24 protein-coding genes and 1 pseudogene are annotated in these 18003 nt (G+C 60.8%); 19 read left to right on the top strand and 6 right to left on the bottom strand.

Annotated elements, in window-relative coordinates:
* Positions 1–130 precede the first annotated feature (130 nt).
* The 3 genes and pseudogenes from NDI89_RS21220 (at position 131) to NDI89_RS21210 (ending at position 2575) form a co-directional block, all read left to right on the top strand.
* Positions 131–484, top strand: a complete 354-nt coding sequence (locus NDI89_RS21220) for a four-helix bundle copper-binding protein (protein WP_277524632.1) — start codon at positions 131–133, stop codon at positions 482–484.
* A 738-nt stretch (positions 485–1222) separates the two neighbouring features.
* Positions 1223–1402 (top strand): hypothetical protein, encoded by a 180-nt coding sequence (locus tag NDI89_RS21215; RefSeq protein ID WP_277524629.1) that lies wholly within the window; start codon positions 1223–1225, stop codon positions 1400–1402.
* A gap of 559 nt (positions 1403–1961) precedes the next feature.
* Positions 1962–2575 (top strand): annotated as a pseudogene (locus NDI89_RS21210) (hypothetical protein).
* A 31-nt stretch (positions 2576–2606) separates the two neighbouring features.
* On the opposite strand, the gene NDI89_RS21205 reads toward NDI89_RS21210, so the two are convergent.
* Positions 2607–3188, bottom strand: a complete 582-nt coding sequence (locus NDI89_RS21205; protein WP_307729478.1) for a FixH family protein — start codon at positions 3186–3188, stop codon at positions 2607–2609.
* Between the two features lie 577 nt (positions 3189–3765).
* Between NDI89_RS21205 and NDI89_RS21200 the strand changes: the two genes are divergently transcribed.
* From NDI89_RS21200 to NDI89_RS21155, 9 genes are all read left to right on the top strand, one after another.
* Positions 3766–3957, top strand: a complete 192-nt coding sequence (locus NDI89_RS21200) for a hypothetical protein (RefSeq protein ID WP_277524627.1) — start codon at positions 3766–3768, stop codon at positions 3955–3957.
* Positions 3954–4259: a hypothetical protein gene (locus NDI89_RS21195; RefSeq protein ID WP_277524625.1), complete on the top strand. Its 306-nt coding sequence runs from the start codon at positions 3954–3956 to the stop codon at positions 4257–4259. The genes NDI89_RS21200 and NDI89_RS21195 overlap by 4 nt, the downstream gene beginning before the upstream one ends.
* Before the next feature lie 158 nt (positions 4260–4417).
* Positions 4418–4711, top strand: coding sequence for a PadR family transcriptional regulator (locus NDI89_RS21190; protein ID WP_277524623.1), 294 nt, complete (start codon positions 4418–4420; stop codon positions 4709–4711).
* A 547-nt stretch (positions 4712–5258) separates the two neighbouring features.
* Positions 5259–5531: a PadR family transcriptional regulator gene (locus NDI89_RS21180; protein WP_226778737.1), complete on the top strand. Its 273-nt coding sequence runs from the start codon at positions 5259–5261 to the stop codon at positions 5529–5531.
* Between the two features lie 178 nt (positions 5532–5709).
* Positions 5710–6000: a DUF8069 family protein gene (locus NDI89_RS21175; protein WP_277524616.1), complete on the top strand. Its 291-nt coding sequence runs from the start codon at positions 5710–5712 to the stop codon at positions 5998–6000.
* Positions 6000–6335, top strand: coding sequence for a DUF7558 family protein (locus NDI89_RS21170; protein ID WP_277524615.1), 336 nt, complete (start codon positions 6000–6002; stop codon positions 6333–6335). Before NDI89_RS21175 ends, NDI89_RS21170 begins: the two co-directional genes overlap by 1 nt.
* A 49-nt stretch (positions 6336–6384) precedes the next feature.
* Positions 6385–6984 carry a DUF7437 domain-containing protein gene (locus NDI89_RS21165; protein WP_277524614.1) on the top strand — a complete coding sequence of 200 codons (600 nt, stop codon included), beginning with the start codon at positions 6385–6387 and terminating at the stop codon, positions 6982–6984.
* On the top strand, positions 6981–7490 hold the full coding sequence (locus tag NDI89_RS21160) for a PIN domain-containing protein (RefSeq protein WP_277524613.1): 510 nt from the start codon (positions 6981–6983) through the stop codon (positions 7488–7490). Before NDI89_RS21165 ends, NDI89_RS21160 begins: the two co-directional genes overlap by 4 nt.
* A 590-nt stretch (positions 7491–8080) precedes the next feature.
* A complete protein-coding gene (locus NDI89_RS21155; protein WP_277524612.1) occupies positions 8081–8947 on the top strand; it encodes a DNA-binding protein in 867 nt (288 codons plus the stop codon).
* Between the two features lie 123 nt (positions 8948–9070).
* On the opposite strand, the gene NDI89_RS21150 is transcribed toward NDI89_RS21155, so the two are convergent.
* Genes NDI89_RS21150 through NDI89_RS21140 form a run of 3 tightly spaced genes read right to left on the bottom strand, consistent with a single transcriptional unit; the run spans position 9071 to position 11951 of the window.
* On the bottom strand, positions 9071–10537 hold the full coding sequence (locus NDI89_RS21150) for an amidohydrolase family protein (protein WP_277524611.1): 1467 nt from the start codon (positions 10535–10537) through the stop codon (positions 9071–9073).
* A 17-nt stretch (positions 10538–10554) separates the two neighbouring features.
* On the bottom strand, positions 10555–11010 hold the full coding sequence (locus tag NDI89_RS21145; protein WP_277524610.1) for a SpoIIAA family protein: 456 nt from the start codon (positions 11008–11010) through the stop codon (positions 10555–10557).
* Positions 11007–11951 carry a cation diffusion facilitator family transporter gene (locus NDI89_RS21140; RefSeq protein WP_277524608.1) on the bottom strand — a complete coding sequence of 315 codons (945 nt, stop codon included), beginning with the start codon at positions 11949–11951 and terminating at the stop codon, positions 11007–11009. Before NDI89_RS21140 ends, NDI89_RS21145 begins: the two co-directional genes overlap by 4 nt.
* A 344-nt stretch (positions 11952–12295) precedes the next feature.
* Between NDI89_RS21140 and NDI89_RS21135 the strand changes: the two genes are divergently transcribed.
* The gene (locus tag NDI89_RS21135) at positions 12296–13222 is read left to right on the top strand and encodes a transcription initiation factor IIB (protein ID WP_277524606.1); all 927 of its coding nucleotides are present in this window, start codon (positions 12296–12298) and stop codon (positions 13220–13222) included.
* Here NDI89_RS21135 and NDI89_RS21130 read toward each other — a convergent pair.
* Positions 13219–13707: a hypothetical protein gene (locus tag NDI89_RS21130; RefSeq protein ID WP_307729477.1), complete on the bottom strand. Its 489-nt coding sequence runs from the start codon at positions 13705–13707 to the stop codon at positions 13219–13221. The two genes, NDI89_RS21135 and NDI89_RS21130, sit on opposite strands and share 4 nt — an antisense overlap.
* Positions 13708–13724: 17 nt before the next feature.
* A complete protein-coding gene (locus tag NDI89_RS21125) occupies positions 13725–14276 on the bottom strand; it encodes a DUF7342 family protein (protein WP_307729476.1) in 552 nt (183 codons plus the stop codon).
* Between the two features lie 136 nt (positions 14277–14412).
* Between NDI89_RS21125 and NDI89_RS21120 the strand changes: the two genes are divergently transcribed.
* The 6 genes from NDI89_RS21120 to NDI89_RS21095 all read left to right on the top strand — a co-directional run bounded on the left by NDI89_RS21120 (position 14413) and on the right by NDI89_RS21095 (position 17956).
* Complete coding sequence (locus tag NDI89_RS21120) at positions 14413–15294, top strand: biosurfactant protein 1 (protein ID WP_277524601.1); 882 nt, start codon at positions 14413–14415, stop codon at positions 15292–15294.
* A 138-nt stretch (positions 15295–15432) separates the two neighbouring features.
* A complete protein-coding gene (locus NDI89_RS21115; RefSeq protein ID WP_277524638.1) occupies positions 15433–15621 on the top strand; it encodes a DUF8012 family protein in 189 nt (62 codons plus the stop codon).
* A gap of 91 nt (positions 15622–15712) precedes the next feature.
* Entirely contained in the window at positions 15713–16093 is a 381-nt protein-coding gene (locus NDI89_RS21110; protein ID WP_277524599.1) for a hypothetical protein, read from the top strand.
* A gap of 67 nt (positions 16094–16160) precedes the next feature.
* Positions 16161–16823 (top strand): DUF6735 family protein, encoded by a 663-nt coding sequence (locus NDI89_RS21105; protein ID WP_277524597.1) that lies wholly within the window; start codon positions 16161–16163, stop codon positions 16821–16823.
* Positions 16824–16860: 37 nt separating this feature from the next.
* On the top strand, positions 16861–17145 hold the full coding sequence (locus tag NDI89_RS21100) for a DUF7967 family protein (RefSeq protein WP_277524594.1): 285 nt from the start codon (positions 16861–16863) through the stop codon (positions 17143–17145).
* Positions 17146–17206: 61 nt separating this feature from the next.
* Positions 17207–17956, top strand: a complete 750-nt coding sequence (locus NDI89_RS21095; RefSeq protein WP_277524593.1) for a helix-turn-helix domain-containing protein — start codon at positions 17207–17209, stop codon at positions 17954–17956.
* Positions 17957–18003 lie beyond the last annotated feature (47 nt).

Below are 18003 nucleotides of genomic sequence, written 5' to 3'. Positions count from 1 at the left end.
CGAAGTCAACAGAGTGCTGATCGCATCTGGGGAGAGTTTCATTCACCCTTCCCCACTCAACCTTCAGAAATAATCTCCCCGATTGGCGTTCCGTCACGCGGTTTCAGCTCTTAACCGAATACGGATGGTGATGGTAGTAACTCAAATTGACCACGTAGACGAGAACGACCAGATGGCAGAGTGCATCGACAACTGTTTCGAAGCCGCCCAAGCGTGTGAGTGGTGCGCCGACGAGTGCGCCGAAGAGGGAGAAGAAATGGCCAAGTGTCTTCGCCTCTGTCGGGATGTCGCCGATCTCACAACGATGCACGCCCGCTTTATGGCGCGTAATTCCAGTTACAGCAGCGATCTCGCAGAGACGTGTGCCGATGCCTGTGAGGAGTGCGCAGACGAGTGTGAACAGCATGACGATGAACACTGTCAGGTCTGTGCCGACGTGCTTCGTGAGTGCGCCGATTCCTGTCGAGAGATGGCCTCAGCGTAGAACTCCACTCAATTCCATCCAGACGAACCTCTATTTTTCACGGGTATGCTCAGTTCACATCTGTAGAGATCGAATTGGACGTGTCAGTTTCACGTCCGATTCTACGGGACCGTAAGGGCCGCCCTGAGATCGGTGAGACGTCTGAGTAGTTCCAGGAGCTCAAGCAGGCCTGCGACGAACTTTGGAGGATGACTGACTCTGGCAGCCATTCTATCATTCGGATCCACAAGTATCCATCGCCTGACGACTGCGACTTTACGGCCGGTGGCGCAGCCGCGCTCCTCAAGCACGTCAGCATTGAACACTCCAGAGAGTATCTACGGGAAGGCTGGCCGGTTACCGACGCCGCCTAGGAAGAACGGTATCTGGGCGAGGACGACAGCGACGGATCAGCCAGCGAATAAACGGACTTCTCCTCCGCTCACCCGCCGGTAACATCATTGATACCAACTTATATAGACAGTATAGTTATTAAAGAACGGACTCGAAATGATGATGGCGAGGGGAGAGGACTAGGTCGTTTACCCACAACCAGTCCATTCCGTGACATCAGTACCTCGCCTTCCGGGATCGGATCATGTTCCGACGTCAAGTCAATAGCCAACTTGTCAAGCACACCGATCTCGGACCCACCCTCAGAGGCACTCACAAAGGGGATGGGGGCTCTAACGCTGACATCCCCTGTCGGCGTTTCTGTGATACGTGAGTTTTTGTACAAAGCCGCGGCTAACGCCGGCGATGCCTTTCACTGATCCACAGAAAGACCTCCTGATCGCCGTCGCACTGACCGAGTTTAGCGTCCACTACGATCAAGCTAATCCCGAGCTCGCGAAACACGCATGGCAGCTCGCAGCGAGCCGCCTCGTCGATCACGACATCGAGCCCGCCGAGGCCGTCGACGCACTCGAGATGGGATAGCTATCGCTCGGCGTTTGATCGCCTCGAAAGACCTCAAAATGCCGCCCGGATAGGCACAAGGGGATGGCCGCCTGGCGGCATGGAAACTAGATCAGTAGGGTTGGGTGCTGATTGGATCGTGTCGCGCGGTGGGAACGCGACAGTGAATATGTTCGTCTTGTCCTATATCAACCCTGCTCCGATTCCAAGTGTGTCGGAACCGTCCCACTGACCCATCCAAATCCCGCCGAGATCGGATAGCTACTCTTCTGCGAGTTCGATACGCCAGCGATCGTCCTGGTAGGCGGCGAACGATAGCCGCCAATTCTAGATGGAATGTGTCACCGATTCGAAACCCGCCGCTTCCGGCGCGTCGATCGTCATCGTCTGGGTGTCCCCTACTCGAGTCCTCGACGAAGGACTTGCCGTCTGGACCTGATCTTGCTCGAGGAAAGAATCTGAAGGAACGGAGATCGCTCGTTCCAGTCAGAAACTACTCTCCTCCACCGACAACCCGCTCTCGAAGCCGTTTTTTGCGCCTGATGGGTGAGGCGCGACGATGTGTGCCTCGAGAGTATCTATGAGTACAGATCGACCGATCCCTCGCGAGCAACACCAGGACCACCACCATGACTGCAACGATACCAGTAACTGAGAGCGACGCTATTCCGGCGACATTGCTCGACTGAACGGGCACGAACTCGTCGCCATCGACGAGTGGCTGCCAGGCACGGAGCCAACACCGTACGAGATCGACCTCACCGATGGTTGTGAGTACCGCACGCGGTACTGGCACTGCCGGAACTGCGGTCAAGAACGAAATCGTCGTAGCGAGTTCATCGACCACTGTGCGACACCAGACCCACCGACTCCGCTCGAGGCCGTGGCTACTCGATTGAGGATCCGCGAACCCGGCGTGCATTGAGCGAAGAGATGGACATCCGGTTCGCCAGAGTGGGTTCCATCTACAAGGTTGTCAGCGAGAGCGGGAACACCTATATGGTCGATGCCGAGGCAGAGACGTGTACCTGCCCGGATTGTGAACAACGCCAGCCTGCCGGTGGCTGCAAACATCTCAGATGTGTTGATCTCGAAATCCAAACTGGGATCACCACCGGCCCAGATGGGACAATCGATAACAGTAGTTGGCAATCCGATTTCTTTATTCAGAGTTGGTCAGGAAACTCGCGATAAGTACAGGCGAAGGAAATGCTGATAAGGCGGATTACCGTTGCCGACGCAAGAGGAATGCACCGATAGCCGCCATGGTTCCCATTGCAGCGATGGCAACGCTCAAGGAGCCGAAACCGGCTTCCTCGGTCTGTGTATCCTCGGTTGAGGATCCGGTACCGTCGTCTGAGGTCTGAGATTTGTCGCCGGGATATTCGAGCTCAGTGTGATCGTGAACTTCCTTTTCGAAGTGGGTATGGACCTCGGTATTTTCGAGACTGCCCTCGAGGTGGACGGTATAGTTTCCAGGTTCCGTAAAGATCACTGGCGCCTCATACACGCCGGGATCACCGTGCTTCTCACTCAATTCGAGAGCCGTTTTATTGCTTCCTTCGGTCTGGACGGATACGATTAGATTTTCGGATTGGTTTGCAACCGGCTCTCCCGTCTGGTTATCGACAATCTCGAATTGTAGCCACATCCGTTCGCCGGTGATTACGGGCTCTTCTGCTCCGCCGAAGGTAATATCGTAACCTTCGACATTTTGACTTTCATGGGCTGTAACCGGGACGACTGCGCTGGCCATCAGCGTTGTAATTATTGCGAGCACAAGGACCGGTTTTCGATAGTACATCATCGTATAACTCACTCTATCGCCTCGAAAACGGTCTGGTTCAATCCACGAAAGGGCATGACACCAACTAACGCATTAGCAGGGAGATTTCCTTTGTAGCTGGCATCGCTAACAGTTATCACGTATTTGACTTAATGGATTTAAACGGACAGCACATCAGTCGTGTCTACCCGTTCAGTGAGCAACTGTAGTTACTGAATCGCCCTGGTTCGGTTTCAGGAATCCTTCTAAATAAAGAAACAGTGCGACTATCTACAGATAAACTATGAGTTGAACTGGCAGTTCGCTTGAGATGGTTTATCGTCCCCAAGAGGGGTGCGGGGGCTCGCCTGAAGCCTGCCGCAGAATCCCATGCGAGTAACTGATATAGCCACAGCGTCGCCAGACGCGGAGACGACTCAATTCCAGAAGCGAGGTATCGCCAGATGACCAACCGCAACGCATGCCGAATGCCGAACTGGTCAGCACTCACTCGCGGTCAGGCAGGATACGCTGGCCGGTTCTGCTCGGACAGCTGTGCGGTCCAATACGACCACCTGCAGGCGGACGCTCGAGACGCGGCTCAGGAGGCTTCATCCTGATGCTCGAACAGATCGACCACCGTGGTAAGCGTTTTACGATCGATGACGTCGAAGATGAGAGAATCGACCACTGTCGTCGGGCAGACGCCCTCGAACGGCAGACCCAGCGAGAGCGCCGCGAACGCGAGCGTGCGAAAGCAGTCGCTGGTCCAGCCGGTGCGAATCCTGACGTCGAGGTGCTCGACCGATGACGCCAGATGATCCTGATCCTCAGGACGTCCCTGAGTTCGACCGAGCTCTCGGTGTCGACGATCTGGTTCTTGACCCGGTGTACGGTGATCAGAGGCATCACCCAGAACGTGGCGCCGAGGATGGCGGTCAGATTCCCGTCGACGATCTGCATGAGGCACTCCTTGAGGCCGAACAGACGCTAAGAAAGATCGACGAACAACTTCCCGAGCCACTGGCGCTCAACAGGTCACTCACTGAACTACGCGCCACTACAGACGCGTATGCTCGGCTCGATTCTGAGCACCGCAATGGTGGGGATTAAGTCACCGTCTGTAGCGTAGCCGCTCGTCGGTGGTAGATCCCTGTCTCTCCCGAGTTTATGTCCTCTTTTGCAGTTCTGCAGAAGGGCAACAGATACGAACCAACAGATCCAAAGGATGATCCCAGAACCTTCATCAGCCAATATACACACATTCATATATGTACGATCTCACTGCGTTTCAGCGTGACCTCTTGTACGCGATCGCCGATCAGGACGAGCCACATGGTCTCGCGATTAAAGACGAACTCGAGAAGTACTATGAGAAGGAGATACACCACGGGCGGCTCTACCCAAACCTCGACGAGATCGTCAACAAAGGCCTCGTCGAGAAAGGTGAACTCGACCGCCGAACGAACTACTATACGATCACGGCCCGCGGCCACCGTGAACTCGAAGCCCGTCGCAAGTGGGAAGACCAGTACGTGAGCGGCTTCCTCTCCGGACCCAAGTGACGGAGCAACATCTTCACTCCGCAGATGGGAGAGTCACGCGGAGTTCAGCGCCGACTTCGTAAAAATACCCGCGCTCGAGGAGCCGTGTGATTGCATGCTCTGCATCCGCTGACTCGAGTGTCAGTTGGTCAGTTGTGCAAAGGATATCGATCGCCCGATATCGATCGATTGACGGGGCCTGCTGGTTGCTGTCTTCGGTGTTCGAGTTCGATATCTCAGCAGAAAGGACAGCGTACGTCTCAATGATCCACTCGGGGAGCGGGGGACGAGGGTCATCGGCCAGATACATGTATCACTTCATCCGCATATGTAATGCTATACGATACTGCTTAATTGTATTCCCTGTTGGAGGTGCTATGAGTTCTTGGATATACATTCGGAAGTTAGGAGTCCACATGAGAGACCGATATATAACATATAGACAAACATACAGGCTGGACACTCTGTGAGTCCCTCTAGGAAACTTGTAAAGAGATGGCCTCTAGCGTTGACATACAGCCATATACGGATCTGATAACAAACATTAGAACAATTGAATTGCCACAACATGGATGATCTCACAGGGTTCCAACGAGACCTGCTATACGTGATCGCTGGTGCTAACCAACCGTCTGGTCAGGACGTGAAAGAAGAGATCGAGCAGTACTACAGTGACGAGATCAATCACGGCCGGCTGTATCCGAATCTCGATACCGTCGTCAACAAGGGCCTCGTCGAAAAAGGGCAGCTCGATAGGCGAACAAACTATTACACAATCACGGAAGACGGCGAAGAAGCTATCAAGGACCGACGAGCGTGGGAATCACAGTATATCGAGTAGCTACTGTACCGGTGACGGCTTCGCACTGGCACAAGTAGCGAATTTCGCGCGACTATTCAGTTTTCTCAGTATCCTGACAGATGCGGGTGAGCAAGAGGTACTGAATCTACACGTCACGGCTTGTTTGTCGGCGCCGGGAGGCGTGCAGCGCGCGACAGCGTGCGCTGCCTGACTCACCATGCCTGGTCCCGATCCTCACGACGACACGAGTCGCGACTACGAACAGTTCGAGAAAGAACTGCTCGCCCAGGACCGCGACGCCACCAGCGTCGACACGGCGGACGTCGACGACACGACGGCCCAACGCCTGGTCAGCGACCTCGTCGACGCGGACGTCGTCACGCTGGTTCCCGAGGACCAAGTTCTGGTTCACGAGCCGAGCGGTACCGCGTTCGACTCATCGACGCAGCTGGCCGTCTTCCACCGTGGCTGGACGGCCGGCCGCGACGCCGACGCGGAGGGCGAGTGATGCAGCAGACCCTCGTCCGCTGTGCGTTCTGCGACGCGCCGCCCGATACCGAGACTGGCGAGGCCCACACCTGGGGGCAGGACGAGCGGGTCACCCACCCGATCTGTGTCGACTGCGCGATTCAGACGGAGCCAGATCCCGACGAGCGCGATCACGTCGCCTGTGACGGCTGTGGGCTGGTCGTCGACACGCTCGCGGCACTCACCCGGTTCCGGGTCGAACTGGGGCACCTGGAAGGCCCGATACAGCTGTGCGCCCGCTGTAGTCCGGGCGGACTCGCGACGTACTGGACGCGCGACCTCGAAGAGCATCTCGTCGCGACGCCGGCAGAGTGACCCCAACACTCTTTACTGGTTCGCTGTAAACTGTAATCTAGAACGGATCGTGTCACGCACCTCAAACCACGCCGACGGCGACATCGTCCAAGACTTCCTCTCGGTCGCGGACCTCCTCGAGGAGCCACAGCTCGCCCAGCTGTACGCGTACCTCGCTCGGGAGGGGGAAGCGACCGTCCAGGACGTGATGGAGGACCTCGAGCTCGCACAGGGAACGGCCTACAGCTACGTCAACCGGCTCGTCGACGCCGGCGTCGTCGACGTCACCGACGACGAGCAGCCGCGACGGTACGCCGCCCAGGAGATCGACCTGACAGTGACGACGGCTGCTGGTGACCGCGAGTACACCATCACGCCGGCGCTCATCGACGCCGTCGGCCGCCGCGAGACGGACGCCGACATCGACACCTACATCGACCGCCACGGCGTCGCCGGCCTCGCGACCGCGCTCACCTACGCCGTCGCCCGCGAGCGCGGCGAGGTGACTCACCGCCTGATGGCCGAGGATCTGGACATCTCGCCGCTAGCTGCGGAGATGATCCTCCAGGCGCTCCGGCCCGTCGTCCACGAACACTACGACATCGAGGAGGCAGGGGCAGGACTCGACGAGTTGGATATCGACGACGGCGACGCGGCTGACGACGCGTGAGCCGGCTCCACATCGCCGACACCGGCCTGTTCGTCGCGATGGGACAGCCGTCGAACAGCCGGTACAAGGCTGTTCGGCGGTTCGCTCGCGGAAACGACATCACCTTCGTCCTGCCCGAACGGGTGTACGAGGAGCTGACCGTCGACGATCCGGATGTCGAAAACCCGCCCGTCGACGCCGCAATCGACGAGGGGTGGGCGACGGTTGCGGCGCCGCTGGAGTTCTCCGAGCCTGTCGTCTCGCGGGTGATGGACGGCGTCCAGCGGTACATCGCGAACGCCGACGACCGCCCTGCCGACGAGGTTGAACGTGCCGACCCCGCCCTCGCCGCCCTCGCTGCCCAGCATCTCAGTTTGGGGTCGGCGACCGAGGTGTACATCTGCACGACGGATATCGCGGCCGGCGAGGGGGCCGAAACCGTGCTCGCGAGTGAAGGGTACGGGGACTCGGTGACGTACGTGAACGGGTTCCGGTTCATCGAGGACCTGATCGCCGGTGACAGCTGACGAGATTCAGGTCTGATTCGGTAGGAGAGAAAACACTCGAAAGCCCTCGGCCGCTCGACGTCCCGCGACCGCCGCTGCGCGCCTCGTGCCTGCGGTGCTTGCGGGGTCGGGGGACGGCCGAGACGGCCTCGCCCTTTCTGAGTCCACCAGGACGGTAGATGGCTCACCGAGCGACGCAACCAGCTGAACAGGTGTGTACGTAGCGGCCCGCCCCGCTCGCCGCTGCCGCCCTCCGCGTCGCTCGCGACCGACCATTCCGGGCGTGCGGGCGCTCTCCGCACCGCCCGCGCCCGTTCCGGGCTAAAATGAATCTGGTCTCGACGCCAGCGGGTAAGCGCGAGGGGTTGCGCGGCGTGGCTGCTCACCCCCCACGCTTACTCCGCTGGCCGCTCGCTCCGGGCGGGTCGGCGCGCGGTGCTGGTTGGGGCCACCTCATGCAGGCGCGCTCTCGCTCGCGCCCGGTAGGGCGCTCGCGAAGGCGCGAGCGAGAGCGCGCAGATGGTTCTGTCGGTCGTTGTCATCGGAAAACCGCGATGTGGTAGCATCGCGGAGTCGGCGCGTGAGCGCCTTCGGAATCAGGTGTGATTCCAATGTATAGTAACAACGCTAGCGGAAAGGTCGTTTCGGTCGATGAACAGGCATTCGAGAAAGCGGGCGGTCAGGCGGTCGATGAAGACGGCTTCCCGGTCGTCGACGAGACGCCGGAGTTCGAGGCGGCGGTCGAGCAGGAGACGCAGGCGAAGGTGGATGCGAACCACCCGGACGGGATCGCAGACACGAGCGAGGACCAGATTCACGGTGTCACCCTCGAACAGGAGGAGCGCATTCGGGCGCGGGAAGCCGAACTGGAGCGCATCAGTGCCCAGGCCGAGCTGGGAACGCAGGACGGTCGCGAGCAGCGCACGCGAGAAGTCGTCAGCGAGCAGTGTGGTCGTGACGAGCCGGCGCCGGCGGAGCGCACGGATCCCCGGGAGAAGCTGACGCAAGACGAACTCGCGGCGGTCAACGAGCAGGCGATGCGGATCAGCGACGAAGTGCAGGGCGGCTGGTCGAGAGCGGTCGTCGCGAAGCAGCTGGCCGAGAAGGTGCTGCGCGGTCGGGACGTCACGAAGGCGGTGCTGGAGACGCTCGAGGAACTGAAGGCGGCGCCGGGGGCGATCGTGCCCGTCGCGGACGTGCCGGACGTCCCGGTCGGTGAGGTGACGGTCGAAGGTGAGATAATCGAACTCTGGAATCCCAGTTCCCCAGCCATCGCCCAAGTCGGACTCATCGAAGACGAAAGCGGACGTACGAAATTCACGATTTGGGAGAAGAGCGGCAAGACGGTGGTTCGAGAAGGGCAGACAGTCAGGTTCAGAGCAGTCAAGAAAAATTGGTACCAGGGACGGTGCAGTCTCGCCATCACGGGCTGGAGCAGGATCGAGTTCCCGGAGCGCGGCCGGTGGTGGGAAGAGTAGCCAGTTGGAGCAGCCGTCTTTTTTGCTGTGTGTCGGACCGACCCAGACCCCGCCACCCCACCCTCCGCTCCGTGCTCGCTTCGCTGCGCGCGCAGCCACGACCGTAACCACTGACTGCACGCTTCAGAACTGCAATCGGTCCTTTACCGACTGGAATCCGAGGCGGCCGAGAAGCTGTGCAGGGCCGCGCTTTGGCAGATCGCGGACGGTATCCAGCGTGCCGGGTGGGTCGCTTCCGCCAATCCCGAGTTCCCAGTCCGTTTCGGACTCGAATCGTCCGACCGCGGTTTCCACGCGTTCAGAAACTGCGTCGACGTCCATCGTCTTCACCTCGCCGTCCAGCATCACCGCGTCTCCGTTCACGATGACCGTCTCCACGTCGGCGGGCGCCGCGTTGTTGGCGACGTGCGCCGGAATGTTAGTCAGCGGCGTGAACTTGGGGTGCTCGACGTCGAGGACGATCGCGTCGGCTCGCTTGCCGGGTTCGAGGCTCCCTATCTCCTCGCCGACGCCGAGCGCCTCCGCCCCCTCAATGGTGAGCATTCGGACTAGCTCCATCGAGGAGTACTGGCCGGCCGATCGCTTGAGATTGGCCGCGAGCCGGGCCTGTCGGGCCTCACCAAACATGTTGTATGAATCGTGCCAGTAGTGGTCGTCAATTCCCAGGCCCACGTCGACGCCCGCTGCGCGGAGCTCCGGCACTGGCGTCCACTGCACGTCGCCGTCCGTGTTCCAGTAGCAGAAGATCGACGGACAGTGCGCGACCGACGCGTCCGCGTCGGCAGTCCGGCGGATGTCCTCGCTGTTGGCGAGGCGGAAATGGGCCGCCACGAGTCGGTCGTTGAGGAGGCCAACGTCGTCAAGCAGGTCGAGTGAGTCCTCGCCTCCGTTCGACCGTGCCATCGTATTGCTCGCCTCGAGTTCGAGCAGGTGGGTGTGAACGAGCAGGTCAGGGTACTCAGCGGCGAGTTCGGCGGTGCGCTCCCACAGGTCTCGAGTACACGACCAGTCGTCGTGGGGGCAGATGGTCGCCCGGATGCGACCGTCGTACGTGTCGTGATACTCGTCGATGAACGCCCGGGCGCGAGCAAACTGCTCGTCGACGGGGATGTCCCAGAAGAGGTCGGAGAGTGCCGGCCCGAAGAACCCACGGAGGCCCGCCTCACCAAACGTTTCTGCGCCTTCACTCGGGCGGACATCCTGTGAGTTGACCGTGGTAACGCCGCCAGCGAGGAAATTGAGCGCGGCCAGCTCGTATCCTGCCTCGGTGAGGTAGTCGTACTCGCCCTCGGCAATGTGGCCGAAGATTGCGGTCATCCCGCCAATCATCTCCAGCAGATCGAGGTCGCTGAACGCGCCGATCAGCGGCGTCAATTCGAGGTGCGTGTGTGCGTTGACGAGTCCCGGCATCACGAGCTTGCCGTCGCCGTCGATGACACGTCCGGCTGCGATGTCCGCATCGTCGTCCCGAGACGGACGCACAGTCGTGATGCGATTATCCTCGATGAGTACCGTTCCGCGTTCGTAGAGCCGGTTCCTGTCGTCGACCGTGAGCACGAACGCGTCGTGAATCGCGATGTCAACAGCCATTTGTTTCAATTGTTAGATTATTTCTCATCAGGATTGGCATTTCCAGTCGTCACCCAGTCGAGCGCTCGACCGCGTTCAGACGGTTCGTAGTAGCGCATCTCATCCGGGGCGACCGGCCAGACTGGGGCGATTGTCCGCCACTGGCGGTAGAGGAGTTCGGCCCAGCGGGAATCTCCGACTGCGGAATACCTGCCGATGTCGAACTTCGGTCCGGTTCGAAGGTCGGGGAGGATGCCGTGGAGGTGTGAGAGATACGTCGCCAGCGTCCAGTTTCGCGTCTCTTCGTACACATGCACTACACCATAGTTCTCCGTCTTCTCGACGAGCAATTCGTAGAATTCACCGTACCCGTCCGCACTACCTGTCCCCATTCGAATGACCACCACGTCGTCGTGAGTCGCCTCCAGTATCTCGAACATGGGCGAGGACGATCGGTCCGTGGTCGCGAACGCGGGGGAGGTGTCGGTGGTCATTGGTGGGAATGCGCGTTGAGATGCGTGCGTCGGTTCTTTGAATCGGGGCACAACTCTACGGTCGCGTGATCGACGCCGTGATGGGTGAGTTCCTCGTGTGCACGCCGGGTCACAGTCTCGGCGTCGGCCTTCGCCTCGTCATCTGTTTCGAGATGGGTCGTCGCGACGGTGAGCTGACTGCAGATCTGCCAGGCGTGGAAATCGTCGACAGCTTCGACCCCATCGATCGCACGAAGATGCTGACGAGCGTCCTCGGTGTCGAGCGGTGTCCGATGGAGGAAGATCGCACCACTTCCTCGTAGGACCTTGCCTGCCGACCACGTCACGAGCACGGCGATCAGTGCCGCCGTGATCGGGTCGGCGATGCGGAGGCCGGTCAGTTCGATAACGAGTGTCGAGACGATTACGGCAATCGAGCCGCCGGCATCGCCGAGGAGGTGGTAGAACGCCCCGCGTTCGTTGAGGCTCATCCCATCGCCCTGCAGGACGTACACAGAGCCGATATTGACGAGGAGGCCGCCGGTAGCGATGACGAGCGTTGGCCCCGTGCCGATCGCGATCGGTTCGAGAAATCGCTGGTAGGACTCCCAGAGGATGAACCCGACCATCGGGAGGAGCAGCAGCCCGTTAAGGAAGGCTGCGAGCGGCTCGAGTCGATGTAACCCATACGACCAGCGGTCTGTATCACCATGGTTGTCCGCGATATACGTCGCGACGAAGGCCATCACGTAGGCGAGCGCGTCGAACAGCATGTGGAAGGCGTCGCTGAGCAGCGCGACTGACCCGAAGAGGAGGCCGCCGGCGAGTTCGGCGAGGAACCCGAGGAGATTAATCGCGGAGACGGCGGCCAGCTTGCGACTGCTCGTGGAGGACGTGCCGTGTCCGTGACTATGGTCGTCATGCGACCCGCCGTGGGCGTGGCCGGACTCGTGATCACTCATGCTATCGTGGACTCGCCACGCCGTAATTATTAAACTAACTGAGAAATATGCATCTTTTCTAGCTAATCTTAATAATGAATTGCGATTGGGTTATTAAGATTCCCCATCTCAACTGATCGTCCCTTTCGATGAGACCTACAGCAGTACTGCCCACTGTTGTCAGTTCGATCCATCTAGGGCTCTGAACGGTATGAGATGGCCAAGCGTTCGTGCTACCAATCCCCTCAACAGACTACAGGCCCGATCGGATGGTGCCGATCTTCGGAACGCAGAGTTTGTTAGCCCCATGATGAGTGAGGGGCTCGTCGCGAGGACGAGTTATCCCCTAATTCGGTGAGTGAACCATGGCTATCAGAGAAGTCTACGAAACGACGTTCGACGAAGAGGTTCGGAGGGAGAGCGAATCAAACCAGTGTCCCGAGTGCGACGGGCAGGTCACAACAAAAGCGGTCGAAACGGTCTGCGAGGGCTGTGGCCTGGTCATCGACGAACAACGCATCGATCACGGGCCGGAGTGGCGTGCGTACGACGACGAGGAGTGCGAGCGAACGGGAGCCCCACTTACTGCGGCCCGCCACGATCGCGGCTTGTCGACGGAAATCGGTCGCGGCACCGACGCGAAGGGGAACGAACTCTCGGGGCAGAAGCGACGGCGACTCGCACGGATGCGCCGTGAGCAGACCCGGGGCCGCTGGCGGTCGAAAGCGGAACGGAATCTCGCCCACGGCCTGGGCGAAGTGCGTCGGTTGACGAGTGCCCTCGAGCTCTCCGATTCGGTTCGCGACCAGGCGTGTCAGCTCTTCCGGAGCGCCCAGAACGAGGATCTGCTTCGTGGCAGATCCATCGAGGCCATCGCCGCGGCCAGCGTCTACGGGGCCTGCCGGTGCAACGGCCTCTCGCGGTTAGTGGATGACGTCAGCGAGACGGCCCGCGTGGAGGAGTCGCGAGTCGCGAACGCGTACAAAACGTTGAACGAAGAGTTGGGGCTTCCTGCCGAGCCGGTCTCGCCCAGTATGTTCGTGCCGCGACTCGCCTCGGACCTCGAGTGTTCGGATTGGATTCGGCAGCGGGCCCGAACGCTCGCAGAGCAGGCTGAAGAACTGGGGGTCACGACGGGTGTCCACCCAGCCGGGTTCGCGGCCGCCTGCCTCTACAAAGCGGGGCAAGAAGAAGGGGAGTGGGTGACGCAACGTGACGTCGCCGAGTCCGGGAACGTCACGCCAACGACTGTCCGGACGCATTACGAGACACTCGATGAGCTCGCTGTCTAGACCGGCCAGGTAGGGAGCGAGGGCGTCCCATTCTCCCAGTGAATCGCATCTAGCGCAGGCGGGAACTGCTGCAGTCGGTCATCGAGGGCGGCGAGTGGGTGCGCATCGAGAAACGTCGCACTATGCCGGTCGAGGGGCGTGTCTTCGTAGTTTAGTTGGATGTGACAGGGCCCGAGGTCCGGATGGTCGGCGTCCTGGTGGAAGCCGAGCATCAGGTTCCGGTCCGGTTCGACCCAGTTGATGCGGTAGTATTCGTGGTCGACGCCGGCGGGGTACCAGAAACGAATCTCCAGTCGTGCGGTCTCCGTGTCGTAGGAGTTACTCAGGAACGGTGTCGGGTCGACATCCGCGATAACGTACCGAGGCCGTCGTCGAGACGGGCGATAGCGCACGTCCCCACACCCAGGCTGATTCGTCAATCTGTCGTGGACGTCTCGAAGGAGAGTCCGCTGTGTATATCGATCGCGACCGGCAAGAAAGAGCATTCTGTGTGAAGAGGGGATTAGCTTGTGGCGTGGTCGGCCATGTCGGTCATCTGTTTGCGAGCAGCTTCGACGTCGGAGTAGAGTTCTAGTGCGTGCTTGATGAGTCGGCGATCTTCCTCGTTCTCGCGCCAGAACGCGATGACGTCGCGACGGTCGCGAAGCGCGTCACTTGCAAGGTCGCCGTCGGCGAGCGACTGTTCGAGATCCTCCCACGTCTCGACGTCGTAGGTCGCCTGCCACGCCTCGATCTCCTCGGTGATTGCGGCCAACTCGTTCCGCAGCTCCTCGCGCGTGTTCTCCTCGATGAGCGTGCGGATCTCCTCGAAGAGCAGTCGCGTGAAGTCCGGCTGATAGCGCGTGGTCTCGCCGGCCTCGACGCGGCGCAGCTGCCCCTGCTCGACGAGCGCCTGGAGTTCCTCGTTGGTCGTGCTCCAAGCGGCGTCGGCCTGCTCGCTGATCCAGTTAACTGAACGGGGTTCACGAAGCGTCTCGGCGACCGCCCGAATACGTTCACGAGCGCTCATCGACTCGGTCCACGACTGGACCCCATCTCGCGAGGAGTCGGACATGCTGGGCACCTCTAGCACCAGTGTTCTCGCCCTACTCCCATATATGTTTGTGTCTTCGCGTATAATCAAGAAGGAATCGAGAGTACGATCACCCTGACGTTGAAATACCATCACGGCAGAACCTACGAGCCAATCGATGTACAACCGATATTCTGACTTCGAGGAACTGCGGCCGACCGGCGAGGCGTCCCACATTCCGGACGAGAAGCTCACCGAGAGCTGTGACAGCGACCCCCAGCGACAACGCGTTGCAACGAGCACGGGAGGCTACCCCAACGAACCAACAGCCGTCAGCGGAGAGTGTCGGTCCTGTAGCGCGTCGATCCCGGCTGAACAGACGAAATGTCGATTCTGTCTCACCAACCATCTCGACGATGAAGCAAACAGCAGGGACGAGTCGACAGAGGCAACGCTCCTCGGAATCGTCCATCTGGTCGTCGAGTCGTCCACGTTCTACGGCGCTGTCGCGAAGGGCGGCGCCGCGGCGAACCTCCTCACCGCCAACAAGGCGGAGCCGGCCGTCGACGACTACACCCTCATCTACGATCTCGATGAGGTGCCGGCGTGCCAGCTGGTCGAGCAATGGCCCTCACTTCCCGACGCGGTACAGGTGTCGTCAGAGGAGGGTGAGCGGCTTCTCAGTGCCGCCCGTGACCGGACTGGGTGGCACGGGCAGGAAGTGTCGGAGCGTCAGGAACAGGCCCCGACGCGGCTCTACGACCAGCGTGGGGACGGCATCCGCGACGCGTCGCGTCTCGACGCTGTCCTCGACGACGCCGACGACGCGGTGTGGCTGGTTCCAGCGATGGTGCTGACCGAATCTACTGGCGAGGCTGCAGCTGATCGCCAGGTGTCGTCGGTACCGACGGCTCAGGAACTCGACTGTCAAAACTGTGGACGGGCGACCGACCATCGGTTCAAGACCCACGAGTCGGTCCCGGATGAGGCGTGGACGGGGCAACCGATCTGGGAGTGCCGGGTGTGTGGCTTGGCTCGCTACGGCCCCAGTCTCGAGTAGGGCCAGTGCTGGCCGTCGATTAACCAACAGCCTGCGAGTATCGTCGAGGTTCGTTGGTTAAGGTCGCGAGCTCCTGCAAGCCCGACGCCAGTCTCGATGGCGAGTCTTTCCGCGCCGGCGAGCGGTGAGGCGCTTCCGATGGAGCAAGAGTTCAAACAGGGCCACCGGATGCATCGTATACTCAGCAATCTCAACCGACTCGACGTCGACCGATTAGACGACGCGGATCGAGAGCGAGTCGAGACCGCGAGAGACCTCCTGGAAGAGGTGAGCCTTCTCACGCGGCCGGGCGACGGAGCCGGGGCGGACGCCCACGCAGACTCCTAACTGGCGTCGCCGGCCACGCCTCGGGAGGCACCTCTCGCGTCGGTTTATCGCCCCCGACAGGGGTGCGGGGGCGACCCCGAGAGGTCCAGACATGGCGACACTGCAAGCTGCGACGACATCGACCGGCGCGATCGTATCGGATCCGCAGGCAGTCCGCGAGCTCTGTGAGAGCTACTGTTTCGGGACGCTCGACTGGGAGGTTACCGAAGACGGAGAGCTCACCATCTGGGGGTACGATGATTTCGAGGTGTACGAGGCGCGGGAGAACGGCCTCCCGGACTACGAGGGTGGCATCGTGACCCACGAATTCCTGCGAGAACTCGCCGACCACCTCGAAGCTGACGAAGAACTCGATATCCAGACGGCGGGGTTCACCAAGTGCCGCTTCCCAGTCCTGGCCAAGCGGTACGTCGTTCGCGACGGCGAAGTCCTCCACGCGGACCTCAGTTCCCTCGACCCGATCGACGAGTAGCGTTGTTCGTCCCCCGGGAGGGGTGCGGGGCGATCCAGTCGCGGTCGCCCCGTGAGGTGATTGTTCAATGGGCCACCGCGCACTTGTTGCGTACGAACGCACGGACGGACAGTACACGCTCCACTACTCTCATTGGGGCGCTGCGAATCTCAAGCTCAAGCACCGAATCTCGGCCGAAACACCGTTCGGTGGCGACGACACCGACTCCAAGTGGGCGAAACAGCTCCTCGCAGAGCTTGCCGATGGCCTCGAGGCAGAAGCCGTCGACGGCTACCTCGCTGACGAGGATCGACCGTCGACGGTCGTCGAGCCGAAGCTCCGCGCCACCGGGCTCACCCTCGACGAGATCGTCGCCGACCACCTGGACTACCTTCACCACGAGGCGTTCTTCGTGGTGTCGCCGACCTTCGAGGTGACCGCCTACCGGACGCTGTGGTTCGGCCTGCAGTACGATTCGGAGACAGTCGAACAGGGAGAGACGGTCGGGAACGGCGCGCTCGCGACGGTGCGCTGGTACGACGGCGAGCCGGTCGGCGACGGCCACCTACAGGGACAGTTCGCGGCCCTCAAAGACGTCGTTGGCGATATGCTCGACAAGGGCGTCTTCACGCCGTCGACGGCGAGGCAGTACCTGAAACGGAAGCTGGCCGAGCGAGTCGGAGACCGACAGGAGCTGCTCATCCCGACTGGTGAATCTCCCTTCGAGAAGGCGAGTCTCAGCAAGCCGTAACACCAATCCCTTAGTGGATATCGGGGGACGTCTAAGTATGGCAAATCAGTCTGAAGATGACGTTCGTGTTTGGCTTGTCGAACGGACGTACTCCGATGACGAGCAGAACCTGATCATCCTCACCTACGCAACACCCGATGGAGAACAGTACTATCGGAAGGAACGCGCACTCACGTCCTTCACCGACGTCCGAGACACGACAGCAGCAGTCGATGCTGAACCCGGCAATCTTGGCATAGTCGATGACCCCGGCCTCCAAGAGCAATACGCGACCGAAGCGCAACGAATGCAGGAAGTCCACGACCCTGACGACGTAATCTGAGGTCCACTAGTCGACAACGCTGCAGGCCATGGGTTATGTCGTAGCAGGCCTTAGTCGGGGTATGCGCGAACTCGTCTTCGCTCTCGAATACGAGCCCGGCTGCAACCGGGTGGCGGACGCCCTCGCAGACCACCCCGACGCTCGCGTCCGCTCACTCTCGCTGCACGCCACTGCCGACCAGCTCTGGCGAGTCGACCATGCCACCGGCACTCCGGACGCACTCGACGCCATCGAGGACGCGTTTCGCAACAGCGACTACTACGCCGACTGTCTCGCCACCGAGGACTGCGGCGCAACCCAGACCACCCGTGTCCTCGACCGCACGGACGACACGCTCATCCTTTACTCCGACTGGGAGCGCACTCCCACCTGCGCCTCAGTTCCCCACATCGCTCGCGATCACCTCGGCGACGGCGTCTTATTCGAGACCCGTCACGAGGGGCGCCACTACACGTGGCGGCTCATTCACTCCGGCGAGGGCGATGTGGCGGCGTTCTTCGATTCCCTCGGGGTTGCCGTCGGGGAATGCGCCCAGATGGAGATGCTCCGCACAGCGGACACGACAACAGGAGCTGGGGGACGCGACGGGAAACCGAGCGGCCTCCCGCCAGCCCAGGAGGCCGCACTCCAGGCCGCGGTCGAACACGGCTACTACGAGTCACCCCGCGAGGTCGACGTCGGCGAGCTCGCCGAGCATCTCGACGTGCCGCGGTCGACACTTACCTACCGACTCCGCCGGGCGGAAGAACAGTTGGCGAAGCAGCACGTCGCCGGCGAGCGGGTAGCAGAAGAACGGCTGGCATCGCGCTAACGCACGAATTTGGAATATTCCAACAAAGACATATCGAACGCCCGCTC

Origin of the sequence: Natrinema salsiterrestre, assembly GCF_029502005.1 — an archaeon.
GTDB classification, from domain to species: Archaea; Halobacteriota; Halobacteria; order Halobacteriales; family Natrialbaceae; genus Natrinema; species Natrinema salsiterrestre.
The sequence above is the reverse complement of the archived record's forward strand: the minus strand, read 5'-3'. Positions and strand labels throughout refer to the sequence as shown.

Bases quoted from the DNA above. Each gene is read 5' to 3' on its own strand.
- NDI89_RS21220 (WP_277524632.1), top strand. From the start codon at position 131: ATGGTAGTAACTCAAATTGACCACGTAGACGAGAACGACCAGATGGCA.
- NDI89_RS21215 (WP_277524629.1), top strand. From the start codon at position 1,223: ATGCCTTTCACTGATCCACAGAAAGACCTCCTGATCGCCGTCGCACTG.
- NDI89_RS21205 (WP_307729478.1), bottom strand. From the start codon at position 3,188: ATGATGTACTATCGAAAACCGGTCCTTGTGCTCGCAATAATTACAACG.
- NDI89_RS21200 (WP_277524627.1), top strand. From the start codon at position 3,766: ATGCTCGAACAGATCGACCACCGTGGTAAGCGTTTTACGATCGATGAC.
- NDI89_RS21195 (WP_277524625.1), top strand. From the start codon at position 3,954: ATGACGCCAGATGATCCTGATCCTCAGGACGTCCCTGAGTTCGACCGA.
- NDI89_RS21190 (WP_277524623.1), top strand. From the start codon at position 4,418: ATGTACGATCTCACTGCGTTTCAGCGTGACCTCTTGTACGCGATCGCC.
- NDI89_RS21180 (WP_226778737.1), top strand. From the start codon at position 5,259: ATGGATGATCTCACAGGGTTCCAACGAGACCTGCTATACGTGATCGCT.
- NDI89_RS21175 (WP_277524616.1), top strand. From the start codon at position 5,710: ATGCCTGGTCCCGATCCTCACGACGACACGAGTCGCGACTACGAACAG.
- NDI89_RS21170 (WP_277524615.1), top strand. From the start codon at position 6,000: ATGCAGCAGACCCTCGTCCGCTGTGCGTTCTGCGACGCGCCGCCCGAT.
- NDI89_RS21155 (WP_277524612.1), top strand. From the start codon at position 8,081: ATGTATAGTAACAACGCTAGCGGAAAGGTCGTTTCGGTCGATGAACAG.
- NDI89_RS21150 (WP_277524611.1), bottom strand. From the start codon at position 10,537: ATGGCTGTTGACATCGCGATTCACGACGCGTTCGTGCTCACGGTCGAC.
- NDI89_RS21145 (WP_277524610.1), bottom strand. From the start codon at position 11,010: ATGACCACCGACACCTCCCCCGCGTTCGCGACCACGGACCGATCGTCC.
- NDI89_RS21140 (WP_277524608.1), bottom strand. From the start codon at position 11,951: ATGAGTGATCACGAGTCCGGCCACGCCCACGGCGGGTCGCATGACGAC.
- NDI89_RS21135 (WP_277524606.1), top strand. From the start codon at position 12,296: ATGGCTATCAGAGAAGTCTACGAAACGACGTTCGACGAAGAGGTTCGG.
- NDI89_RS21130 (WP_307729477.1), bottom strand. From the start codon at position 13,707: ATGCTCTTTCTTGCCGGTCGCGATCGATATACACAGCGGACTCTCCTT.
- NDI89_RS21125 (WP_307729476.1), bottom strand. From the start codon at position 14,276: ATGTCCGACTCCTCGCGAGATGGGGTCCAGTCGTGGACCGAGTCGATG.
- NDI89_RS21120 (WP_277524601.1), top strand. From the start codon at position 14,413: ATGTACAACCGATATTCTGACTTCGAGGAACTGCGGCCGACCGGCGAG.
- NDI89_RS21115 (WP_277524638.1), top strand. From the start codon at position 15,433: ATGGAGCAAGAGTTCAAACAGGGCCACCGGATGCATCGTATACTCAGC.
- NDI89_RS21110 (WP_277524599.1), top strand. From the start codon at position 15,713: ATGGCGACACTGCAAGCTGCGACGACATCGACCGGCGCGATCGTATCG.
- NDI89_RS21105 (WP_277524597.1), top strand. From the start codon at position 16,161: ATGGGCCACCGCGCACTTGTTGCGTACGAACGCACGGACGGACAGTAC.
- NDI89_RS21100 (WP_277524594.1), top strand. From the start codon at position 16,861: ATGGCAAATCAGTCTGAAGATGACGTTCGTGTTTGGCTTGTCGAACGG.
- NDI89_RS21095 (WP_277524593.1), top strand. From the start codon at position 17,207: ATGCGCGAACTCGTCTTCGCTCTCGAATACGAGCCCGGCTGCAACCGG.